Genomic DNA, 19,524 nt, shown 5'->3' on the forward strand with positions numbered 1-19,524 from the left:
GCGACCGTCGTCGTGGGGGCCGCCGTCCGTGCGGCCGGGGCCTCGGACGGGAGGGCCGACTGCGGTAGCGTACTCGGTTTCCCGTGTACGTTCCATGAGCGTCCGGTGACCGGTCCGCGTCGTTTCCTCCGGAGCGGGCTCCACGGAGGCGGGTACGCGGCTCCGCGGCCCCGGTACGGGAGCCCCGCCGCGCCTTTCAGAGCCAGGGGGCGGGGTGCTCCCGGCCGGTTTCGGGGTCGCGGGCCAGGCGTGCGGGGGGTCTGCGCTCCTCGCGGGCGATGTTTCCGGCCTCGTCGAGTTGGCGGACGATGATGCGGTTGCCCAGGGCGTCGTGGACGACCTCGCGGAGGAGGCGTCCCTGTTCGTCCCACTGGTGCCAGGGGCCGACGGGGCCGTGGGGGCGCTGGGTGATTCCCTGGATGACGAGTTTGCCGCTGGGCGCCCAGGTCAGGGTGGGGCCGTCCTCGACGCCCTCGACGAAGGTGTGCATCTCGGTCCTGCCGTGGCGGTCGCGGGTGACGGCCTCCCCGGTGAAGGGCGCGCCGTCGTACAGGACCCGGCGGCCGAGCCCCTCCACGTCTTCGACGGTGAGGTCGTTGACGTCGGGCACGACCAGGAGTTCCTGGTGGGCGGGGTGGCGCATGGCCGAGGAGACCCGTAGTCGGTGCCAGGCCAGGAACACTTTCCGGCCGGTGCGGGGATCGTGGGAGGCGAACAGCCTCTGGTGTCGTTCCTCGCTGATGAGGCGGCCTGAGGTATCCCAGTTGCGGATGACGCGCTGGTTCGCGAACGGGTCGTTGACGTGTTCGTACGTGAGTCTGCCTTCGGTGTCCCAGTGGTGCAGTGGTCCTACGGGCATCCCTCCGGGGGAGGTGTGGTTCAGGGAGAGGAGCTGTCCGTCGTTGTGCCAGGAGAGTTCGGGTCCGCTCTCGATGCCCTCGATGAACGTCTGGGCGCTGGTTCCGGTTGTTCCTTCGGTGATGGCTTGTCCGGTGAAGGGACGGCCGAGGAGCGTTGTCCTTCCTCCTTCCGGGAATTCGAGTTCCCTGTGGTCAACCCTGCGCATAAGGGGGAGTCCAATCGGTGTCCACCACTCTGCGGTCGGGGTGGCCGGAGGCGTAGGTGGATTTTCCGGAGCGCGGTGCGGGTGCTCCCCAGGTGATCCGGGTGCAGTTCGCGCAGCACGGGCAGCCCTCGCGCTCCCAGGGGTCCATTTTGAGGGTGAACAGGTTGTCGATCTGGAAGTCGCTGATCCTGGCGTTGTTCCTGGCTCTGAGCAGTGCGTTGATCGCCTTGATCTCGGCGTGGCGATGGGGGGCGTCCGCCATGGGGTGGGGGTTCATCTGTCCGGTGGGCCTCTTGTTCCTGTATATCTCGTAGGGCCCGGCTTCACGCATCGCGTTGATTCTTCTGGTGATTTCTGAGTGCAGTCTGTTCGTCGGGATGAGCGAGGCGCCCTTCCTTCCGTTCATGCCTTCTGCGACGAGTCCGCTCACTCTGTCGACGACGATGGAGTTCACCGCTCCCGCTTCTCCTCCCAGATCGTTTTCGTTGAGGGTGGTCATGCCGTCGCGTCCGGGTTTCCACCATGGCTGGTTGGCGAGGTCGAATTTGACCTTGGTCTGGTTTTCGAGTAGGTCACGGACCTCTTGGGCGCGTGCGTCCACGAGATTGAACTGGAATTCTTCCAGGGGTTTCCCGTCGACGGTGACGATTTTTCCTGTGCTGTCTTTTGTGACGCGTGAGTCGGGGATTTTTCCGAGGATTCTTCCGTCTGTGAGGTTACGGGAGAGGAGGTGGTTCTCCGTGGTCGTGTTCTCGAGACCGAAGCGGTTGATGGCCGAGTCGGGGTCGCCTCTGAGGGCGGGAGTGCTGCTGCTTCGGGCGGCCGGTGGTGGGTCGGCCATCGGTCCGGGGCGCTGGGCGCCGGTGTCGCCGAAGAGGTTCTTGGAGGTGTTGCCGCCGCCCCAGGCGGGGCGCGGGGGCGCGCTGGCGGGAGGCTGGTCGCCGCCTTGGGAACTGGTGGGGGCGGGCGCGGTGGGCTGGTCGCCGCTGGGCGCCGCAGGGGTCTGGGTGGTCTTCGATGTCGGGTTCGGGGGCGTGCCGGTGGGCTGCGGGGTGCCGGTGTCGCCGAAGAGGCGTTGGGAGGCGCCGCCGCCCCAGACGGAGCGCGGGGGCGCGCTGGCGGAGGGCTGGTCGCTCGCGCCCGCCACGGGGGGCCGGGGGGCGTCGCCGCTCCGGGCGGGTGACTGTGCCGGTCCGGACGCGGGCGGAGGACCGCCGCGCCCGCCCCGGTCACGGAAGGGGAGGCTGCCGCCGCGCCCGCCCCGGCTGGTCCCGCGTTCGCCGCCTCGGCTGCCGCCGCGTCCGCGGGGTCGCTCGTCGCCGTCCCGGTCGGCGGAGTCGGCGGGTGTGCTCGAAGGCGCCTGGTTGTTTCCCCACGGGTTGCGGGGCGGGTCACCCTGCGGGTCCCCCGAGCGGCCGTTGTCCCCGAACACGGGCATGACCAGCAGGTCGGTCATCGAGCTGGGCAGCGGCTGGTCGAAGCCGGACTCGGGGTTGAGCAGCCCCGGGAAGTCGTAGGGGAAGGGCTTGGCGCCGAGGGCGTCGGGGGAGCCGTTCTCCTTGTCCGGGGACTTCGGGTCCACGGAGTCGGAGGGGGAACCGTCCTCGTCACGCGGCGGTCGGACCCGCGGTTCGTCGAACGTCGATCCGCGGGGCCGCTGTACCGGTGTGTCGGGGACGTCGTACAGGGGCAGGTCGTCGTCGCTGTCGTAGCCGTCCGAGTCGGTGTCCGGGATCAGGTCCGGAACCGGGTCCGCGTCGGGGTCGGTCTCGGGACGGGCCGGGTTCCCCCCGCGGCCGTGGTTCGTGCCGCCCTGTCGGCCTCCATGCGGGGAGCGGTCCTCCTCCTGCTTCCCGCGGTCCTTCTCCTCGGAACGGTCCCGGTTCCCGGAGCGGTCGGCCGAACGGTCACCCTCACCGGTCCTGTCGCTGCCACCGCTGCCGCCCTGCTCGCCTCCGCCTCCGGAGCGGTCCTGGCCGGAGCCTCCGTTGCCGCCGGTCCGGTCTCCGCTCCTCCCCCCGGAGCCGTCCTTGTCGGGACCGCCGTCGTCGCCCTCGTCCTTGCGCTGGTCCTTGGTGTCGGTGGGGGCGTCCTCGGTCTCCTCCTCGGTGTCCTTCTCCTCCTCCTTCTTCTCGTCCTGCGTGTGATCGGGGTCCTTCGCCGTCTCCCCGTCCTCGGGCTCGGGCTGCTTCCGGGACGGGGCGGGCTCGGTCACCGCGGGCGCTGTCTCGGGGGCCGGGGTCTTCTGGCCCTCGTCGTCGGCGGCGGTCGGGGCGGGACCGGTGGCCGTCTCCTGCCCGGAGGGGGTGTGCGTGGTGTCCTGCGCGGAGCGGTCGTCGCCGCTGTTCGCGGGACCGTTCAGCTCCTGCTCGAAGAACGCGAACAGGTCGGACGCCGGATCGGAGGCCGGGGGAGTCTGTTCCGCCGGGGGCGCGGTTCCCTCCTGCCGGGAGGTGTCCGCGCGGTCCCGGGGCGGGGTGGAGGAACCCTCGTCGTCCCGGTTCCGGGTGAGGGGCTGGGGGGCGGGGGTCTGTTCGGGTGCCGGTTGGGTCTGGGGGCTGGAGGTTTCCTCGGTGGCCGGTCGGGTTCGGGCGGTGGGGGTCTGTTCAGGGGACGGTCGGGTCGGTTGCGTGGTCGCCTGGCTCTGCGGCGGGCTGTGGGGATCCGGGTTCGTCTCGGCCTGGGCGGGGGAGCGCGGTTCCTCCCCGGCAGGGGCGGTCTCCGTTCTCGGGGCTGGCTGGCTCTCCGGGGCGCGATCCGCCTCGGTCTGGCCAGGGGAGCGCTGGGGACTGTGGCCGTCCGTCGGGCCGGTGTCGTCCTGGGAGGTTCCGTTCCCGCTCGGCCGAGTCGTCGCCGGTAGCGACCACTTGGCCCTCCAGTCCTCTCGTAGACGCTCCCTCTCCTCCGGTGTCCGCGCCTCGTGCTCCCAGTTGGTCCGCCAGTCCTGGATGGCCTGGAGCCGGTTGTTCCACTCGTTCCGGTCCGGGTTTGCGGAGGGGACGCGCAGGACACGGGGCTGCGGACGGCGGAGGGCGGGCCGGTCCTCGGGAGCGCGGTCGGTCTCGATCCGGTCGGGGGAGCGCTGTCCCTCCGGTGCGGGGTCGGTCTCCGGCGGCTGGGGAGCGCGTTCGTCTCCGGGGCCGGTGGATGACGCCTCGGGGTGACGGTTCAGCTGGCTGACGTGTATCACGCTCTGCGGCGCCTCGGTGGACAGCGGCTGCTGTCCGTCCTGGTCCCTACGTGTACGGAGCCAATCCTCCAGCCCCTGCGGCTCCGTCTGGTCGGGGGAGCGCTGCTGGACGCGGTCGCCCGTCAGACCGGTGGCGGCTGGGGACGGCTGGTCGCCCTCGGAGGGGGCCGGGTCCGACGACATCAGCCGCTCCAGCCGCAGCCGCATGTCCCTGAGCGTGTCCGAGTCCACTGAGGACACCTCGGAGAGGGTGTCCTGGTCCGGCTGGGGGAGGGTGTCGTGGTCGGGTTCGGTCCGCGTGTGGAGGGGGAGGCGCTGCCCGTCGAAGGTGGACACCGCGTCCTCGGCGCCCTGGGCCAGCGCGTCCTCTTCGGACGGCGTCGGCTGCGGCCGCTGGTCCTGGCCTTCGACGGGCCGGTCCTGTTGCTGCGGTGCGCTCGGGACCGTTGAGGGCCCGGGCGGGACGGTGGTGTCGGACTCCCAGGGAAAGCCCTGTGCTCTCTGGGTTTGGAGCCAGGCGACGTCGTCGGGCCCGCCCAGGTCCATGTCGTACCGGAACCCTTCGGGGACGGGCGGGCCCACCGCCAGGGACCGTTCCATGAGCGACCGCATCAGCTCTGTGCGCTCCTCCTCGCTGAGCGAGGCCGCCTCCGGGTAGTGCCTGTCGAGCCAACGGACGCGCGGCGCCTCCTCCTCGTCGCTGGACTCCTGGTCGGTGGCGTCGTACAGGTTCTCCTCGTCGTTCGCCGTGTACCTGTCGGCGGGGTCGTCGACGCGCTCCGGGGCGGGGCCGCGACGGGTCCCGGTCAGCTCGGTGGTCGCGGTGTCCGGGGTGTTCCGCTGCGGGGTCTGGGGAGGCGCTTCCTCCGGCGCGGCCTCCCGCGGCCGGATGTTGAGGTCCGCGCCGAGGGTGTCCATGAGGTTCGGGGCGGTGCCGGGCTGTCGGGTGCCCCGCTCGGGCTGTCGGCCCTCCTGCCCGGGCTGCCGGTTGTTCCGTTCGGGCAACTCGATGGCCTCGGGGTCGGCTGCGGGGTCGTCGGCGTTCCGCTGCGGAGCCGGGGGAGGAGGCGGTTCCTCCTGGATGGTGTCGAGGTCCGGTGCGGTCGCGGTGCGCGGCCTGGGCAGGGACGACAGGTCGCCCAGGCCGTCACGCAGTTCCCGGAGCGCCGTCACCCAGTCGCGTACCGCCTCCTCGAAGTCCTGCCGCCGGTCCTCGTAGGCGTCCTCCAGGTTCCTGTAACGATCCCGGACCTGCGGGTCGTCGGGTGCGGCGATACGGTCGGAGGCCGCCTGGTCCAGAGGCCAGCGCGCGTCGAGGTAGGCCTTCTCCGCGTCTCCGAGCGCCTTCTGGATCCGGGCGAAACGCTCGGTCAGGGGGGCCATCCGGGTGGCGTGGTCGGGCGTGATGACGCCCATCCTCACCGCGTCGCCGTGGGAGACCCACCGGGTCGTCTTCACGGTGGTCTGGCCCTGCTGCCACCGGGCGGGGCGGGTCGGGACGGACGAGGGGGTGCTCCGTCCGCCGAAGGCGCCGCGCACCGCCCGGCCCGCGGACGCGGCCTTGTCCCCGACGTAACGCGCTGAGCGCTTGTACCAGGGGCCGCTCAGCTCGCTCCTGGCCCCGATGAACACGTCGGTGTCCATCTCCACCAGGTAGCCGGGGCCGGTTCGGACGCGGTCGGAGTGGGGAGGCTCCTTCGGCCTGCTCCCCCGTGCGGTGTCGCCTCCCGAGGTGGACGATCCCGTGTTGTTGGCCGCGCCGTAGTGGGTGGCCGTCGTCGGGGGTCCCGTTCCGGTGCGTCCGGAGGGGCGCGCCTCGAAACCCATGGTCGTCGTGGACGACTCGTTGTGGAACGGGGAGAAGGTCCTGCTCGTCTCCGAGGAGTCGGTCAGGCGCATGCTCGGGTTGTAGTCCTTGATCTGCGCCGTCTCCGGGTGGGGTATGGCACGCATCATCCACGTGGTCGCGCCCAACTCGGGCAGTTCGGCGCCCGTCTCCGAACTGGCCTCGGCGAAGGAGGCCTTGATGCCGAGTTCGGTGAGCGCGTGGTCGATGGCGTTGTTGCGGGAGTTCAGTTTGAGCTTGTCCGCCGCGTAGCCGGCCGCCTTCTCGATGGCCTCCTGGGTGTAGCGCCCGTCGTGGACCGAGTCCGCGGGCGGGTTCCAGCCCAACGACTTCGCCAGGACGATCCGGCCGAGGTCGAGGACGTCCTTGCCCTTGTTCTCCACGGAGGCGAGCAGGGTCACGGCGTCGTTGAAGGCGTCTCGGGTCCGCGGATCCATGTCGCGTGTCAGGGAGCGCGCCATGTCGGTCAGCGAGGCGTGGTTGTCGTTGGAGGGGTTCTCCGGCGCGGGCTGGTTCCCCGTCCGCTGCCCGCCGGGCTGTCTGTTGTTGCCCTGAGCGGTCGTCTGGGTGGTGTTGGCGGCCTCGGGAGTGGTGCGGGGGACGCTGTTTCCGTCGGTGGTCGTCTGGGGGGCGTTGTTTCCCTCGGGAGTGCTGCGGGTGGTGTCGCTGCCCTCGGGTGTGGCGCGGGGGTTGTTGTCGCCCTCGGTGGTCGTCCGGGGGGTGTTGTTTCCCTCGGGGGTGGTGCGGGGGTTGTTGTTTCCGTCGGTGGAGGTCTGGGGGTTGTCGTTCCCCCGGGTCGTGCCCGCCTCGTTGCCCAGGTCGAGGGAGAAGGCCGGGTACATCTCCTGCGCCCGGCCCGAGTTCCCCGTGCCGGTGAAGTCGCGCGTGCGCGAGCCCGGGGTCTCCCCCAGGAGGGAGTTGGCCGTGCCCTGCTTCTCCGAGATGTGCAGGTCGAGCGTCAGCATGGTGTCCGACGACACCCGCGCGTAGGGCGTCTCCATGGTCAGCTGGGTGGAGCGCTTGTCCGTGTCCCGGACGACCCCGCCCTCGCCGTGAGCGTTCGTCGTGGTGCCGTCGCCCTGCAGGCCCATCAGGTAGGGGCGGCTCGACGGGGGGGTGCCCCCGGGCTGGTCGCCCCCCGACTGGGGCAGCGGTGTCAGGAGTGAGCCGTGGGCTCCCTGGAAGGCGGAGCTCTCGTTGCCCTGCTGGAGCCTGTCCCCTTCCTCCGAACCCTGGCGCTGGCGGTACTCCGTCTTACCGCCCAGGTACTCGACCTTCGCGTTGCTCCTGTCCAGCCGCAGCTTCACGGTGGCGTCCAGGGACAGCGGCGCGGTCGTCGGGGCGTTGAGGTTCCCGATCGAGTGGTCGATGGGGCTGATCTTCACCGTCACCGGCACCCCGGTGTTGGGGTTGAGCCCGGTGTGGGAGTCGAGGGCCTTCAGGATGATCTCCCGGCTGCCCTTGGTCAGCTGCCAGCCCTGCGAGGCCAGGTCGTCGACGAGGCTCTGGATGGCCTCGTCGGGGTTGACCGGGTCGAGCATCATGCCGGAGTCCTCGAAACCCGGGCGCGGTCTCACGGACCCGGGCGTCTCCGGCTCCGGCTGGGGAGAGCGGACCAGCCCGCCGTCGACCTCCTCAACCTTGTCCTCGACCATGCCCGACGCGTGGGCGTCGCGGATGTGGATCAGCCCGGTCTCCAGGTTGTCGGAGTCGGCCTGCCACCCCCGGTAACGCGCGGAGCGGGGGAAGGTCGGCCCGATGCTCCAGTTCTTGACGAACTCCAGCGCCTGCGTGATGCGCCCCGAGGCCGAGTAGGAGTACGACATCGGGATCTTGGGGTGGAACTCGACCGACTCGTTGAACCTCGACGTGGGCTTGGTCATGGTGTAGCGGTCGAACAGGCTCTTGCCAGCGGAGGGGCCGAGCTGGATCAGGGGGGCGCTCGCGGAGTTGGGCGCGGGCGCGGTCCCGCCCGCGGGCTGCTCGGCAGGCTGGATGGGGTTGGGGTTGACCCGGCCGCCGCCCGTGGCCAGGAGGGTCAGGTCGGTCCTCTTCCCGTCCCTGGAGAACGTCTCCAGGGTGTTCTTGCTCTTGAAGACGACCGCGCCGTCGGACTGCTCGAAGCGGTCGACCGAGTCGATGTCGAACCGGGTGGACGACGTCGTGCGGAGGTGCATCGGGGAGAGCAGGCCACCGCTCGTCTCCGTGCGGGTGCGCGCGCCGCCGGAGGAGCGCGCCGCCGGGTTGTCCGCGAGATTCTCCGGGGAGAGCGCGTTCTCGTAGAACCGTCGGCTTCCCTCGCCCCGCCTCAGGAAGTGCCGCAGCTTGCGCTCGAAGCCGAGTCCCCTGGAGGGGCGCTGGCCGCCCGTGCCCCTCTCCCAGGGCGCGATGGAGGAGAAGCTCTCGTAGGTGGCTTCGAGCAGGCTGCTCACCCGGTTGCCGTCGCCCGTGTTGAACCGGGTGTTGACGTTCTCGACGGTGGTGGGGGTGTCGCGGAGCTTCTCGGCACGGCGCTGTTCGACGGGGCGGGTGTCGGGGGCGTTCTCCGCGGGGTTCTGCTGTCCGCTGGTGGTCTGCGCGGTCTCGGTGTTCGGCGCCGGGGCGGTGTCGGTGTTCTGCTGTCCCGTGGTGTCGCCGGTGGTTTCCGTCGCCGGTGGTGTCCGGACGTCGCCGTTGGTTTCCGTCGTCGGCGGTCTCCGGACGCCGTCGTTCTGGGAGCCGGTGTCCTGTTGCCCGGTGGTGTCCGCAGCGGTGTCGGTGTTCTGTTGGCCGGTGGTGGTCTGCGCGGCCTCGGAGGTCTGCGCGGTTTCCGTGTTCGGCGCGGTCTCGGTGTTCGGCGCCGGGGTGGTGGTCTGCGCGGTTCCGGTGTTCGGCTGGTTGGTGTTGGTGTTGGTGTTGGTGTTGGTGTTGGTGTTGGTGTCGGGGGCGGGTGTCCGCTGACCGTCACCGGTCTGGGAGCCGGTGTTCTGCTGCCCGGTGTTGTTCTGCTGGCCGTTGGTCTGCGCGGTCTGCGTGTTCGGCGCAGGGGTCGTGCCCTCTTCGGCCCGGGGGCGCTGGCTCTGCCCTCCGCCGAACAGCCTCTTGACACCGCCGGTCAGGTCGCGCGTCTTGCGGACCCTGTCCGGCGTCGGCCTCGTGGGGCCGTCGATCATCTCCTGGGCCCGGTCGACCGGTATCGGCCGGATCCGGGTGACCTGCGGCGCGGAGGCGGTGCCGTTCCTGCCGCCGCGTTCCCCGCCCGGCACCGCCTTGGCCGTGTCCATCGTGGCCATCGCGTGGATCGGTCCGCTGAGCAGGTCCTGTCCGCGTTCGGCCAGCGGTGTGTCGCCGCCCAGGACCATGCCGAGGTCGTCGTCCTGGTAGAGCCTCGCCTTGAACCGGACCCCGGAGTTCCAGACGCTGGAGTCCTCCGCGTACTGGATGGTCCTCTCGCTCTGGGTCTTCATGCCCAGGCCCCGGCTCTTCCCCTTGGTGTCGTTCAGCTGGAGGGAGACCGAGAACACGCCGCCGTCGCTCGGGTTGTCGGCCGCGTCGACGGCGTCGATCCGGCGGATGTAGCCGCCGGAGGAGAACCGGACCGTCTTGCGCTTCTGCGAGCCGTCCGCGGTGCTGATCTCGGACGAGCCCGAGTACTCGCCTCCGGTGCCCCTCGTGGTCTCTCCCGCGTGCCTGAGCGAGGAGAAGTCCGCGCTGACGCGTACCGCGACGAACGGCGAGCGCATCACCTTCTGGCCGGACTTGAAGAGCGCGCTGGGGTCGAACCTTCCCGTGTCGATCAGGTGGACGGGCTGGCCGTGCAGTGTCAGGCCGTCCGTGCCGCTCTTGAACTCGGACGCGGCGATCGCGTCGATGATCCTGTGCGTGTTGAAGACGGCGATCTCGTGGTCGCGCCGGAAGGGGCGGTGCTCGCGCGTGGAACCGGTGAACGGGCCGCTGTTCTCGTGGCCGGGCCGTTTGGCGAAGTTCTTCGGGTCGCGGGCCATGTCGGGCAGGACTATGCCGGGCAGCTTGTCGGCCAGCCCGGTCAGCACCTGGTGCGCGATGTGCTGGTAGATGCTGCGCTGCTGCCCGTCGACGTCGCGGTACTGGCTGCCGTCGGGCCAGGTGAAGTCGCGGGGCACGGCCCCGTGGAAGGTGACCGGGTTCTCCTGGGCCAGGTTCGGGCGGGGAGGCCGCAGGGTCTCGGGGCGCCCCTCCGGGGGCTGTTGCCCGGGCGGTCGTTCCTGTTCCGGGGCGTTCTCCCGCTGCTGGCCGCGCTCCTCGGTTCCGGTGTTCCGGTTCCGGTCCTCGCCGTCCGGTGCGTTCCGGTTCCCGTCGGTCCCGGTCTGCTGGCCCTCGGTGGTGTCGGGCTGCCGGTCCCCGGTGTTCCCGGGCTGCTGGTTCCCCGTGGTGCCGGGAGGGTTCACCGTCCCGGGCGCCGTGCCGCTCCCCTCGGTCCGAACGGGGGCCGGGGGCGCGGGCACCTTGTCCGAGGGCTCGTCCCCGTTCAGGATGCGGGCCTCCTGGACGGTGAGGATCTCGACGGTGTCGCCCTGGAAGCGGTACACCTCGGATTCGCCGTCGAAGTGCACGTAGTAGTTGCGCTGCACGTCGTAGGCGGACGACTCGGTCTTGCCGTAGTTCATGCGGTTGACCGCTCCCGACGACACCTGCGCACTCTCCGCGGTCGACCGGCCCCGCACACCCCCCTCCACGGCGAACGCGTCCACACGGGCCTTGTGGGTGCCGCCCACGGCCCCCGCGTCGACGCTGACGCCCGCGCCCAGGGTGCCGCCGAGGAAGTCGCTGTGCCGGACGGAGCTCCCGCTCTCGCGTTCGGCCTTGTTGCCCTTGATGTACTTCGCGGGCGGGATGGTGTGGGACTTGGCGTCGTAGGCGGTGGGCACGGACTGGATGCTCACCAGCCGGGGCCTGCCCGAGGGGTCGGTGACCGTGAAGACCGCGGGTGCCGAGGTCATCTCCGGCAGGTTGTTGCGGACGGACTTCTTGGAGAAGGTCCCCCCGACCTGGTCGTGGAAGGCGTCCAGCTTCTGCTGCCTGCGCCTGTCGACGAACCCGGGCGTCACCTTGTCGACCGCGGACTTCCACCACCCGCGGTCCTGCTCCGGGGACCACAGGTGGTCGGCGATCCAGTCGGAGAAGGACTTGTCGGAGGACCCGTCGCTCAGTCGGATGTCGCCCACCGACACGGGGTGGCCCTTGTCCGCGTGCGGTCCCACGGGCCTGTGGTCGTTGTTCCGGCCGCGCTGGTGGTCCTGGGTCGCGAATGGGTCGCGCAGGCGGATCGTCTCCGGACCGGTGTTGGCCGAGACCTCGCCCGGAAGGACCAGGATCACCCCGTTGTCGGACTCGGCCCGGGAGTTCACGGGCCGGTCCGGCGGGGTGGTGTTGTTCGGGGTGGTGTTGGTGTTGTCGGCGGGGACGGTGTTGTTCGGAGCGGTGTTGGTGTTGTCGGCCGGGGTGGTGCCGCTGGCCGGGGCCTGCCTCGGGGGGACGTGGACGGGCGTCAGCTCGAAGGACATGGTCAGGTCGGAGGCGTAGACCTCGGGCTTGCCCTTGATCTCGTAGCTGCTGTAGCCGTCGTGGAGGCTGACCGCCGTGTCCACGGTCTGCCGTTGGCGTGTTCCCCCCGAGAAGCTGAACGTGAAGCGGGGGCCGATGTCGGCGCCGCCCACCGTCCCGAGGAGCAGGGGGGAGACCTGGAACCCCATTCCGATGAACTTGGTGCCGCCGTGGCTGCCGCTGCCCTCGGCCGGGTTGGCCTCCCCGGCCTCGTCCACCAGCTTCAGGTCCGTGGGGGCCGAGCCCTCCTTCGGCTGGGTGGGCGCGTGGTGGAAACCCCCACGTGAGGGGTTCAGCCGCAATTTCGCCTGCCACGTGGAGCCGTCGGCCCCGTTGACCGTCGTGGAGAACCCCTCCGGCTGGAAGAACACGCCCGTCTGCTCGCGCACCTGGGCGTCGATCCGTTCCCTGACCGTGTCGCGCACCGTGGCGTCGACGTGTCCGGCGTCGTTGGTGAGGGTGTCGTCCACGAACGAACGCAGGTGCTCGGCGTGGATCATGCTGGAGTTGACCAGGTTGGACGTCAGCAGGTAGCCGAGGTCGTAGGGGTTGTCCGTTCGGACCGGCTGCACGGTACCCGGGTAGTTCCGCGGCGGGGGCTCCTCGCGTCGCCGGGTGTCGCCGGTGTCGGTCTGCGGGAGCTCCGTCTCCGTGCCGTCGGTGGTGGTGCGGGAGTCCTCCTCCGGAAGCGGGGGAGGGGGCGTGCGTTCCGTCTCCTCGGTGCGCGTGGTGTGCGTGATTACGTCGGTGTTCTCCTGCTGGGGCGGCGGAGGTTGTTCCGTGCCCGTGGTGTCCACCGTCTCGACGTGCTCTGTGGTGGTGTCGTGCTCGTGCTGCGGGGACGGTGGTGGCGCGTGCTCCGTGTCCTCGATGTGCGTGGTGGCGTCGGTGTTCTCCTGCTGGGGCGGCGGAAGCTGCTCCGTGCCCTCGGTGTGCGTGCCCTCGGTGTTCTCCCGCGGGGACAGCGGAGGTTGTTCCGTGCCCTCGGGGTTCGCGGTGCGCGTGGTTGTGTCGGTGTTCTGCTGCTGGGGCGGCGGAAGCTGCTCCGTGCCCTCGGTGTGCGTGGTGGTGCCGGTGTCCTCCTGCGGGGACAGCGGAGGCTGCTCTGTGCCGGTGGTGTCCACCGTCTCGACGGGTTCTGTGGTGGTGTTGTGCTGTGGGGACGGCGGTGGTGCCTGCTCCGTGTCCGTGACGTCGGTGTCGACGGGCCGCACCGACGGCTCCTGTTCGGTGCCGTCGTTCTCGGTCGGAGCGGGTGCGGGAGGCGGGGGAGGCGCGCCCTCCTCGTGTTCTCCGCTCCTGGTCCGCGCCTCCTCCGTGGGCACGCGCGTCTCGGCCTCGGGCGGCGCGGGCGGGCGCACCGTCTCCTCCGTCGTCTCCCCGGTGCCGGTGGTCAGCGGGTCCGGCGGTGTCTCCTGTTCCCGCGAAACGTCGGTGCCGGCAGGGGCGGCCCCTGTGGTCTCGGTGCCCGTGTTCGGTTCGGGCGCCGACTGGGTCGGAACCGGTTGCGGGGACGGTTCGGCCGCGGATTCGGAGGACTCCTCCCCGGTCACCGGTCCGCTCCGGACGGGCGGGGTCTGCGTGTTGGGGGTGCTGTGGAACGTTTCCGGGAGCGAGTCCGCCGCGGGGTCCGCCCCCGGCTTCCGCTCTGTCCGGTCGCTCTGGGGTGTGCCGGTCACGGGGCCGGGTGCCTCCGACAGGGCCGACTCCGTGTCGTCGGTGCCGGTCAGCCCCAGGCCGCGGGCCAGGGAGCCGAGGTCGGCGCCGCTCGTCCCGGTGTCGTCCCCGTCGGGGTCCCGTACCTCTCCGGCGATGTCGGTCAAGGCGAAGACGAAGGGGTTGTTGGAGCCGGCCGGGCCGGAGAGCCCCATCGCGTTCATGCGCATGTTCAGTCTCGCGCGCGCCGTGGAGCCCGGAGGGGTCAGGTCGGCGATGGATCGTGCCCGGTCGAGTGCGGCCGCCCTCGCGGCGGCGTCGCCGCGGGAGGCGGCCGCGTCGCTGAGGGCGATACCGACGGCGATGCTCGCGGCCACGTTGACGTCGTGGACGAGGCGCCCGTGCCGGTCGGCCGCTTCCTCGGCGGCCGTGATCGCGTCGCGGCGGTGGGTGTCCGCCCTCTGGGCGGCCGCGCGGGCCTCCTCGGCCCGGGGTCCGGTGTCGTGCCCGGTGGTCCGTGCGGTGCGGGCGGCGGTGTCGGCGGCCTCGTAGGCGATGTGGGAGGCGCGTTCGGCGTCGGCGCGCGCGGCGTCGGCGTCCGAGACCCCTGTGAGGGCCGTGTCTCGCTCTCGCGCGGCGTCGGCGATCCGGTCCGGGTTCTCCGGGTCCACCTCGGACGGCTCGGGGACCCCGTCCCGGGCCGCGGCCGCGTCGGCGGCACCGCGCGCGGCGACGCTCTCCGCGGCGGCGGCGAGGTCCGCGGCCAGGTCGACCGCGGCCGCGACCGCCTCCGGGGCGGTGTCGGCGATCTCCGAGGCCCGGTCCGCCAGATGCTCGGCCGCGTCCCGTAGTTGTTCGAGGCGGCCGATCGTCGCGGTCCGGTCGGGGCCGTCGGCATCCCGGAGAGTGGATGCCAGGTCCTCGGTGAAGCGTTCCGCCGCCCCGCGTATCCCGTCCAGGGCCGCTGCCGTGTCGTCCGCGTCCAGGGCCCGGTCGATGCGGTCCAGCACCTCGCCCGTCCAGGCCGGGGGCGCCGCGGCGCCCCCGTCGTCGTGCGCGGGGGGCAGGATCTCGGCGTGGAAGAGGTAACCGTGCCTCCCCCAGGGCTCGACCGAGGTGATCCGGTAGCGGGTCCCCCGGGCGAGGATCACCTCGCGCTCGTGGGGGTGGTGGCTCCGGTCGCCGACCCACAGCCCCCGGGAGCCTTCCGGCACGGTCAGCCGCATCAAGTCGATGGGGGAGCCGCCCGACGCGGACGGAACGGTACCGAGGGAGGCCGAGAAATACCCCGGGCTCACGTGCGTGGTCCCCGCGAGGGTGCGGGGATCGGTGTTGCCCTCGCCCAGTAGGTGCTGGTACTCGTACGTGCCGCGCACGGCCTCGAAACCCTCGGGGAAGGGCTGGCCGGTGGCGCGGTCCAGGCGTCGGAACAACGCCAGGGCTTCCGAGGCGTCGGGGAAGTGCGCCGGTTCCCCGCCCAGGGCGAGGGATTCGGCGATCCGGCCCGCGCGTCCGGCGTGTTCGCGGAGGTTCTCCAGCGCCGCCTCCGGGTACGGGTTGCCGAGGACGCCTCGCACGATCCGCTCCTGCTCGGGACTCAGACCGCCCCGCTCCACGGCTTCCTCCAGCCGTGCCAGGTCGGGCCACCGGCCGCCGCCGATCTCGTAGACCTGCCATCCGGGGTGGGACCGGCTCTCCTCCCGGATCCGGTCCAGTTCGGCCTGCACCGTCGCCTCGTTCAACGGGTGCAGGCGCGCGAAGCTGTTCAGCCAGGAGGACCTGGTGTAGGAGAAGACCGCGTCCTGGGTCGCGATGGGGAGCGTGTCGAAGGCGTTGGGGTTGTAGTCGGGGTCGTGCAGGAGGTCGCCGTAGCGATTGGTTTCGGCACCGGTCGGCAGTCGGCGGATCGTCCCGGTCCCGGACGCGGCGGGGCCGTCGGTGTCCGTCGTTGTCCGGACCGGCGCCGACGACTCCCCGGACCGTCCTTGCGAGGCCGATGCGTCTCCGTCGCCGTCCACCAGCGCCATGTTGACGGTCTGTACCGTGTCCGGTGCGCCGTAGGGGAAGGGCCCCCGGTCCGCGGGGTCCTGCATCGCGTAGCGGACGTAGTCCGTCGTGAGCTGCCCGCCGGGCTGCCAGAGCCGGGCGCGGACCGGGTCGTGGCGGTCCCGGAGATGGCGGTCGATGCCGCGGGCCAGGACCTCGGCGTCCTGGACGCGTTGGGGAGGGGCGGACTCGCTGCTCAGCGGGACGCGCCTGTCCGACGGGTCGGAGACGGTGTACACCAGTGCCTGCGCCAGCTCGCGTGCATCGCGGATGGAGCGGTTCTCCGGGGTCGGACCGTCGACCGGTCGCAGCAGCCTCCAGAACTCGGCTCCCAGCGCCCGCGCCCTGGGAATGTCCTTGTCCGCGAGGGCCCGGGTGAGTTCGGGCAGGCGGTCCAGGACCGACGCGGCGCGGGCGTCGGCCCTCGGATCGATCCCGGAAGCGGTGGGGTCGGTGCGCGTCCCTCCGGGGGTGCCGGAGCCGCTGTCCGCCGCGCGCTCGGGTCCGGCGGCGGACGGTGCCGGAGGCGCGTCCGCGTCCGCGGGAGCGTCTGTGTCCGTGTGCTGCGTGGGGACCGGCGTGCCCTCGGTCGTGTCGGGCGTCGTGACCTCGGCGGCGGGCGGGGCGTCCCCGGTGCCCGGTACCGGCGCCCCGCTGTTCTCCGTCGGCGGGGCTGGGGTCTCCCGGCTGTCGGCCGTGGCTGAGGGCTCCACGGTGGAGGGAGAGGGAGAGCCGTTCCGCTCCGGACCGGCCTCCCCGTCGGGGAGCGGTTCCGGCCGGGGCCGCGGCGTCTCCTGATCCTGCGGGACACCGTCCGTGTTCCGGGGCAGGGCCGCTCCGGACGTCTCGGCCTCGGGCGGCGCGGGCGGGCGCACCGTCTCCTCCGCCGTCTCCCCGGTCCCGGTGGTCAGCGGGTCCGGCGGTGTCTCCTGTTCCCGCGAAACGCCGGTCTCGGCGGGGGTGACCTCGGGGGCCTGCTCACCGCCCTGCTCCTGGCCGTCCTTCGCGTCGGTGGACTCCTCCTCGGGCGCGGACTCGGCGTCGTCGTCCGCGCGTTCGCCGTCCTTGTCCTTGCCGTCGGATCCGTCGCCCTTCTCCTCCCCGGAGCGGTCTCCGTCGCCCCGGTTCCCGCCGTCTCCGGAGCGGTCGCCGCTCTCCTCGCCCGATCGCTCGTTTCCGTCGCCGGACCGGTCCCTCTCGCCGTCCCGGGAGCGGTCGTCGTCGCGGGAGGTGTCCTCGTCGCGGCCCTCGGGCCGTTCGCCGTCACGTTCGGACGGGCTGTGCCCGGTGTCCTCCGTGTCCTGGGGCTGCCCGCTCTCGGTGACGGGGGGCGGGGGCAGCGGGACGTCGGCAGGGGAGGGCGCGCCGGAGGCGGTCGGGGTGTGGGGGGTCGCCCGCTGTTCGTCCGTCGAGGTGACCTGGTCGTCCTGCCCGGTGGTGTCGCCGGTGGTCGCGGTCTCCGTGGCGGGAGGCGCGCTCTCCGTGGAAATCTGGGGGCCGTTGCCGGTCGTCTGTCGGGTGGACGGGTCCTGGGTGCGGGCGTCACCGGTGCTCGGGGACGGACGTCCACCGCCGCTGCGTTCGGTGGGTGCGGAGCGCTGGCCGGTGTCGGGGGCCGGGTTCTGCGGGGCGGACGCGGGTGGCGGAGTCGCCTGGCCGACCGGGGGCGCCACGGCGGCGGGAGCGGGGTCGTGCTGCCGCTCCGGTCCGGGAGCGGAGCGGTCGGCCGGGTTCGCGGTGTCGCGGTCGCCGGTGTTCCCCGTGTCCGATGCGGCCTGTTCGGCGCCGGGGGGCACGGCTGCCATGGGGTTGTCGGGGACGATGGCGTTGAGGAAGTTGACGCTCAGGGGGCCGTCGTTCATGCCCGGCGGGAAGGGGTCGTCGCCGGATCTGGGGGCGGGGGAGTCGGCTCCTCGCGGCTCGTCCCTCGGCCCTGGGACGGAGGGCGCGTCGGGGCCGGGTTCCTTGTCCGCCTTGGTGGCGGTGGTGTCCTGCTGGGGGGCGGTCTCGTCGGTGTCGAACAGCGAGGTCTCGTCGTCGCTGTCGTAGGGCGAGGAGTTCTCGTCCCGGTCGAAGACGGACGATGTGTCGCTGTCGTAGTCGGAGTCGCTGTCGTACAGGGACTCCGTGTCCGCTGGCCTTTCCGGCGGGGGCGTGGTGCGGACGTTCGTCTGGTCGTCCGCGCCGTTGCTTTCGGTCCGGGGCTGTGACGGCGGTGTGTCGAGGTCGGGTTTGTCCTTGTCCTTGAACAGGTCGGCGCCGTGCAGGATGCCGTCGGTGGCCCCCTGCTGGATACCCGCCTGGGAGGCGCCCGCGGTGGCGGACCAGACGGAGGCCTCCCAGCCGCGTCCGTCGGCCATGCTGCCCAGGCCCTCGCCGAGGTAGCCCTCCAGGGCTCCGGTGCCGATGCTGCCGCCGGTCTGCTGGGCGTAGGTGCTGGCCTTGGAGAAGTAGTCGTTGAGGGGTTGTTGCAGGGTGACCGGCACATCGGAGAGGTGATCGCGGGTGGTGGGGGGCAGGCGGTCGCCGATGGTGTCGCGCAGGTGCTGGCCCAGGTTGGGGTCGGTCCAGTTGCGGGCGAGGGTGTCGGCGTAGTCGCGGCCCAGATCGCGTGCTGCTGTTTGGCCGATGTGGTCGCCGAAGTGGCGGGCGAACAGGTCACCGAACTCGTTGCGCGCGGCGGCTGCTTTCGCGGCGTTGTCGAAGACACCCGCGCCGATGGGGCTGGCGGGGTTGTAGGGGACCAGGAACTCGTCCTTGTGGCGGACGAAGACCTCGGCCAGGTCCTTGTTGAGCGAGGGCCCGGGCAGATCCGCGCCCGGTGTGTCCTTGGGCGCGGGGGAGTCCGGTCCCCGGTCGGGGTTCGTCGCCGGCGGGTCGTCCTTGACCGGTCCGGTGGGCGGCCCGTCGGGTCCTCCGCCGGGCGGTGGTGGCGTGTCGGTGTCGCGGTTGGGGTTGCCGGGGGGCGGGGTGTCGTTGACGGGCCCTCTGGGGTCGGGCGGGGGCCCGGTGGGCGGTCCGGTGGGCGGCCCGTCGGGGGTCTCCCGGGTGGGGGGTCCGGTGGGGGGTCCGCCGGGCCCTGGTTCGGGGTCGGGTCTGGTCAGGGGCGGGGGGTCGGGGAGGTCGGTGATGCGGGCGACGCGGTCGCTGAACAGGTCGGTGAGTTGTTTGCTGAAGAGGCCGTCGAGTCCGGCGGAGAAGACGGCGGACAGGGCGCCTTCGATGGTGGCGCCGATGTGGGCGCTGCGGGTGAGGTTGGGGTCTTTGTGGTGGCGGGTGCCGCGTCCGATCTGGATGCGTTGGATGATGCTGTCCATGCTGGCGAAGATCTGGCTGATGATCTGGTGGCCGGGCACGGTGATGAGGAGCCAGGTGAGGATGCGGCGCATGGCCAGGCTGCGGATGGCCTTGAAGATGGGGATCCACTTCAAGGAGGCGCCGAAGGTGAACTTGGCGGTGGCGATGGCCCAGGCGATCTCGGCCAGGAGTTGGACGAACTGGCCGATGACCATCATGTGCATGTACTCGACGTTGGCGCGGGCCTTGAAGAGTTCGCTGGACATGGTGGCGGCGTTGGAGCGGGCGGAGCCGACGTAGTCGTTGTCGCCGGTGGTGAACTGGTCCAGGGAGCGTTCGTAGTTTCGGGCGGTGCGGCCGTCGAAGTGGCGTCGGGCGTGGACGCGGCTGAGGTCGAACAGGTCGTCCAGGGCCTGGATGCGTTTTTCGAGGGCGGCGTAGACCTCCGAACCGCGACCCAGCGTGGCCAGTCCGGCTTTGGGGACCTCGATGCCGGTGAGGACTTTGATCGCGCCGCGTGAGGAGTCGGACATGTTGTGGTCCAACGGCATACGCGTCTCCCCCTCTACCCCCTGGTGCCGCTGCGCGGCCACGAAGGTAACACCGGAGAAAACGCGCGAATCGGTGGTTCGTTACCCGGAACGGAACCCTCGTCCAAGGGTTCCCCGGTGAATTGCCGGAGGTCACGGGCGGGCTATGGGGGTGGCGGAAGTTTTCTGTAACATGTTCCACCCCGTTGGCGCGCTGAGTATTTCCGCAACGGTTCTCCTGGAGCCGGGTGGATATTCTCTTCCCGTTCCCCTCGCGTCGGGGGTCGGCTCGCGGGGAGGCCGCTCCGGCGCGCGGACGCGAGGCCTGGTG

The 19,524-nt window shown here is 71.6% G+C and carries 2 protein-coding genes; both read right to left on the minus strand.

Annotated features, from left to right (window positions below):
- Positions 1–196 precede the first annotated feature (196 nt).
- Positions 197–1,066 carry a hypothetical protein gene (locus ACSTA4_RS10655; protein WP_444963385.1) on the minus strand — a complete coding sequence of 290 codons (870 nt, stop codon included), beginning with the start codon at positions 1,064–1,066 and terminating at the stop codon, positions 197–199.
- On the minus strand, positions 1,053–19,214 hold the full coding sequence (locus tag ACSTA4_RS10660; RefSeq protein ID WP_444963386.1) for an ADP-ribosyltransferase: 18,162 nt from the start codon (positions 19,212–19,214) through the stop codon (positions 1,053–1,055). The genes ACSTA4_RS10655 and ACSTA4_RS10660 overlap by 14 nt, the downstream gene beginning before the upstream one ends.
- Positions 19,215–19,524 lie beyond the last annotated feature (310 nt).

The organism is Nocardiopsis sp. M1B1 (genome assembly GCF_052466615.1).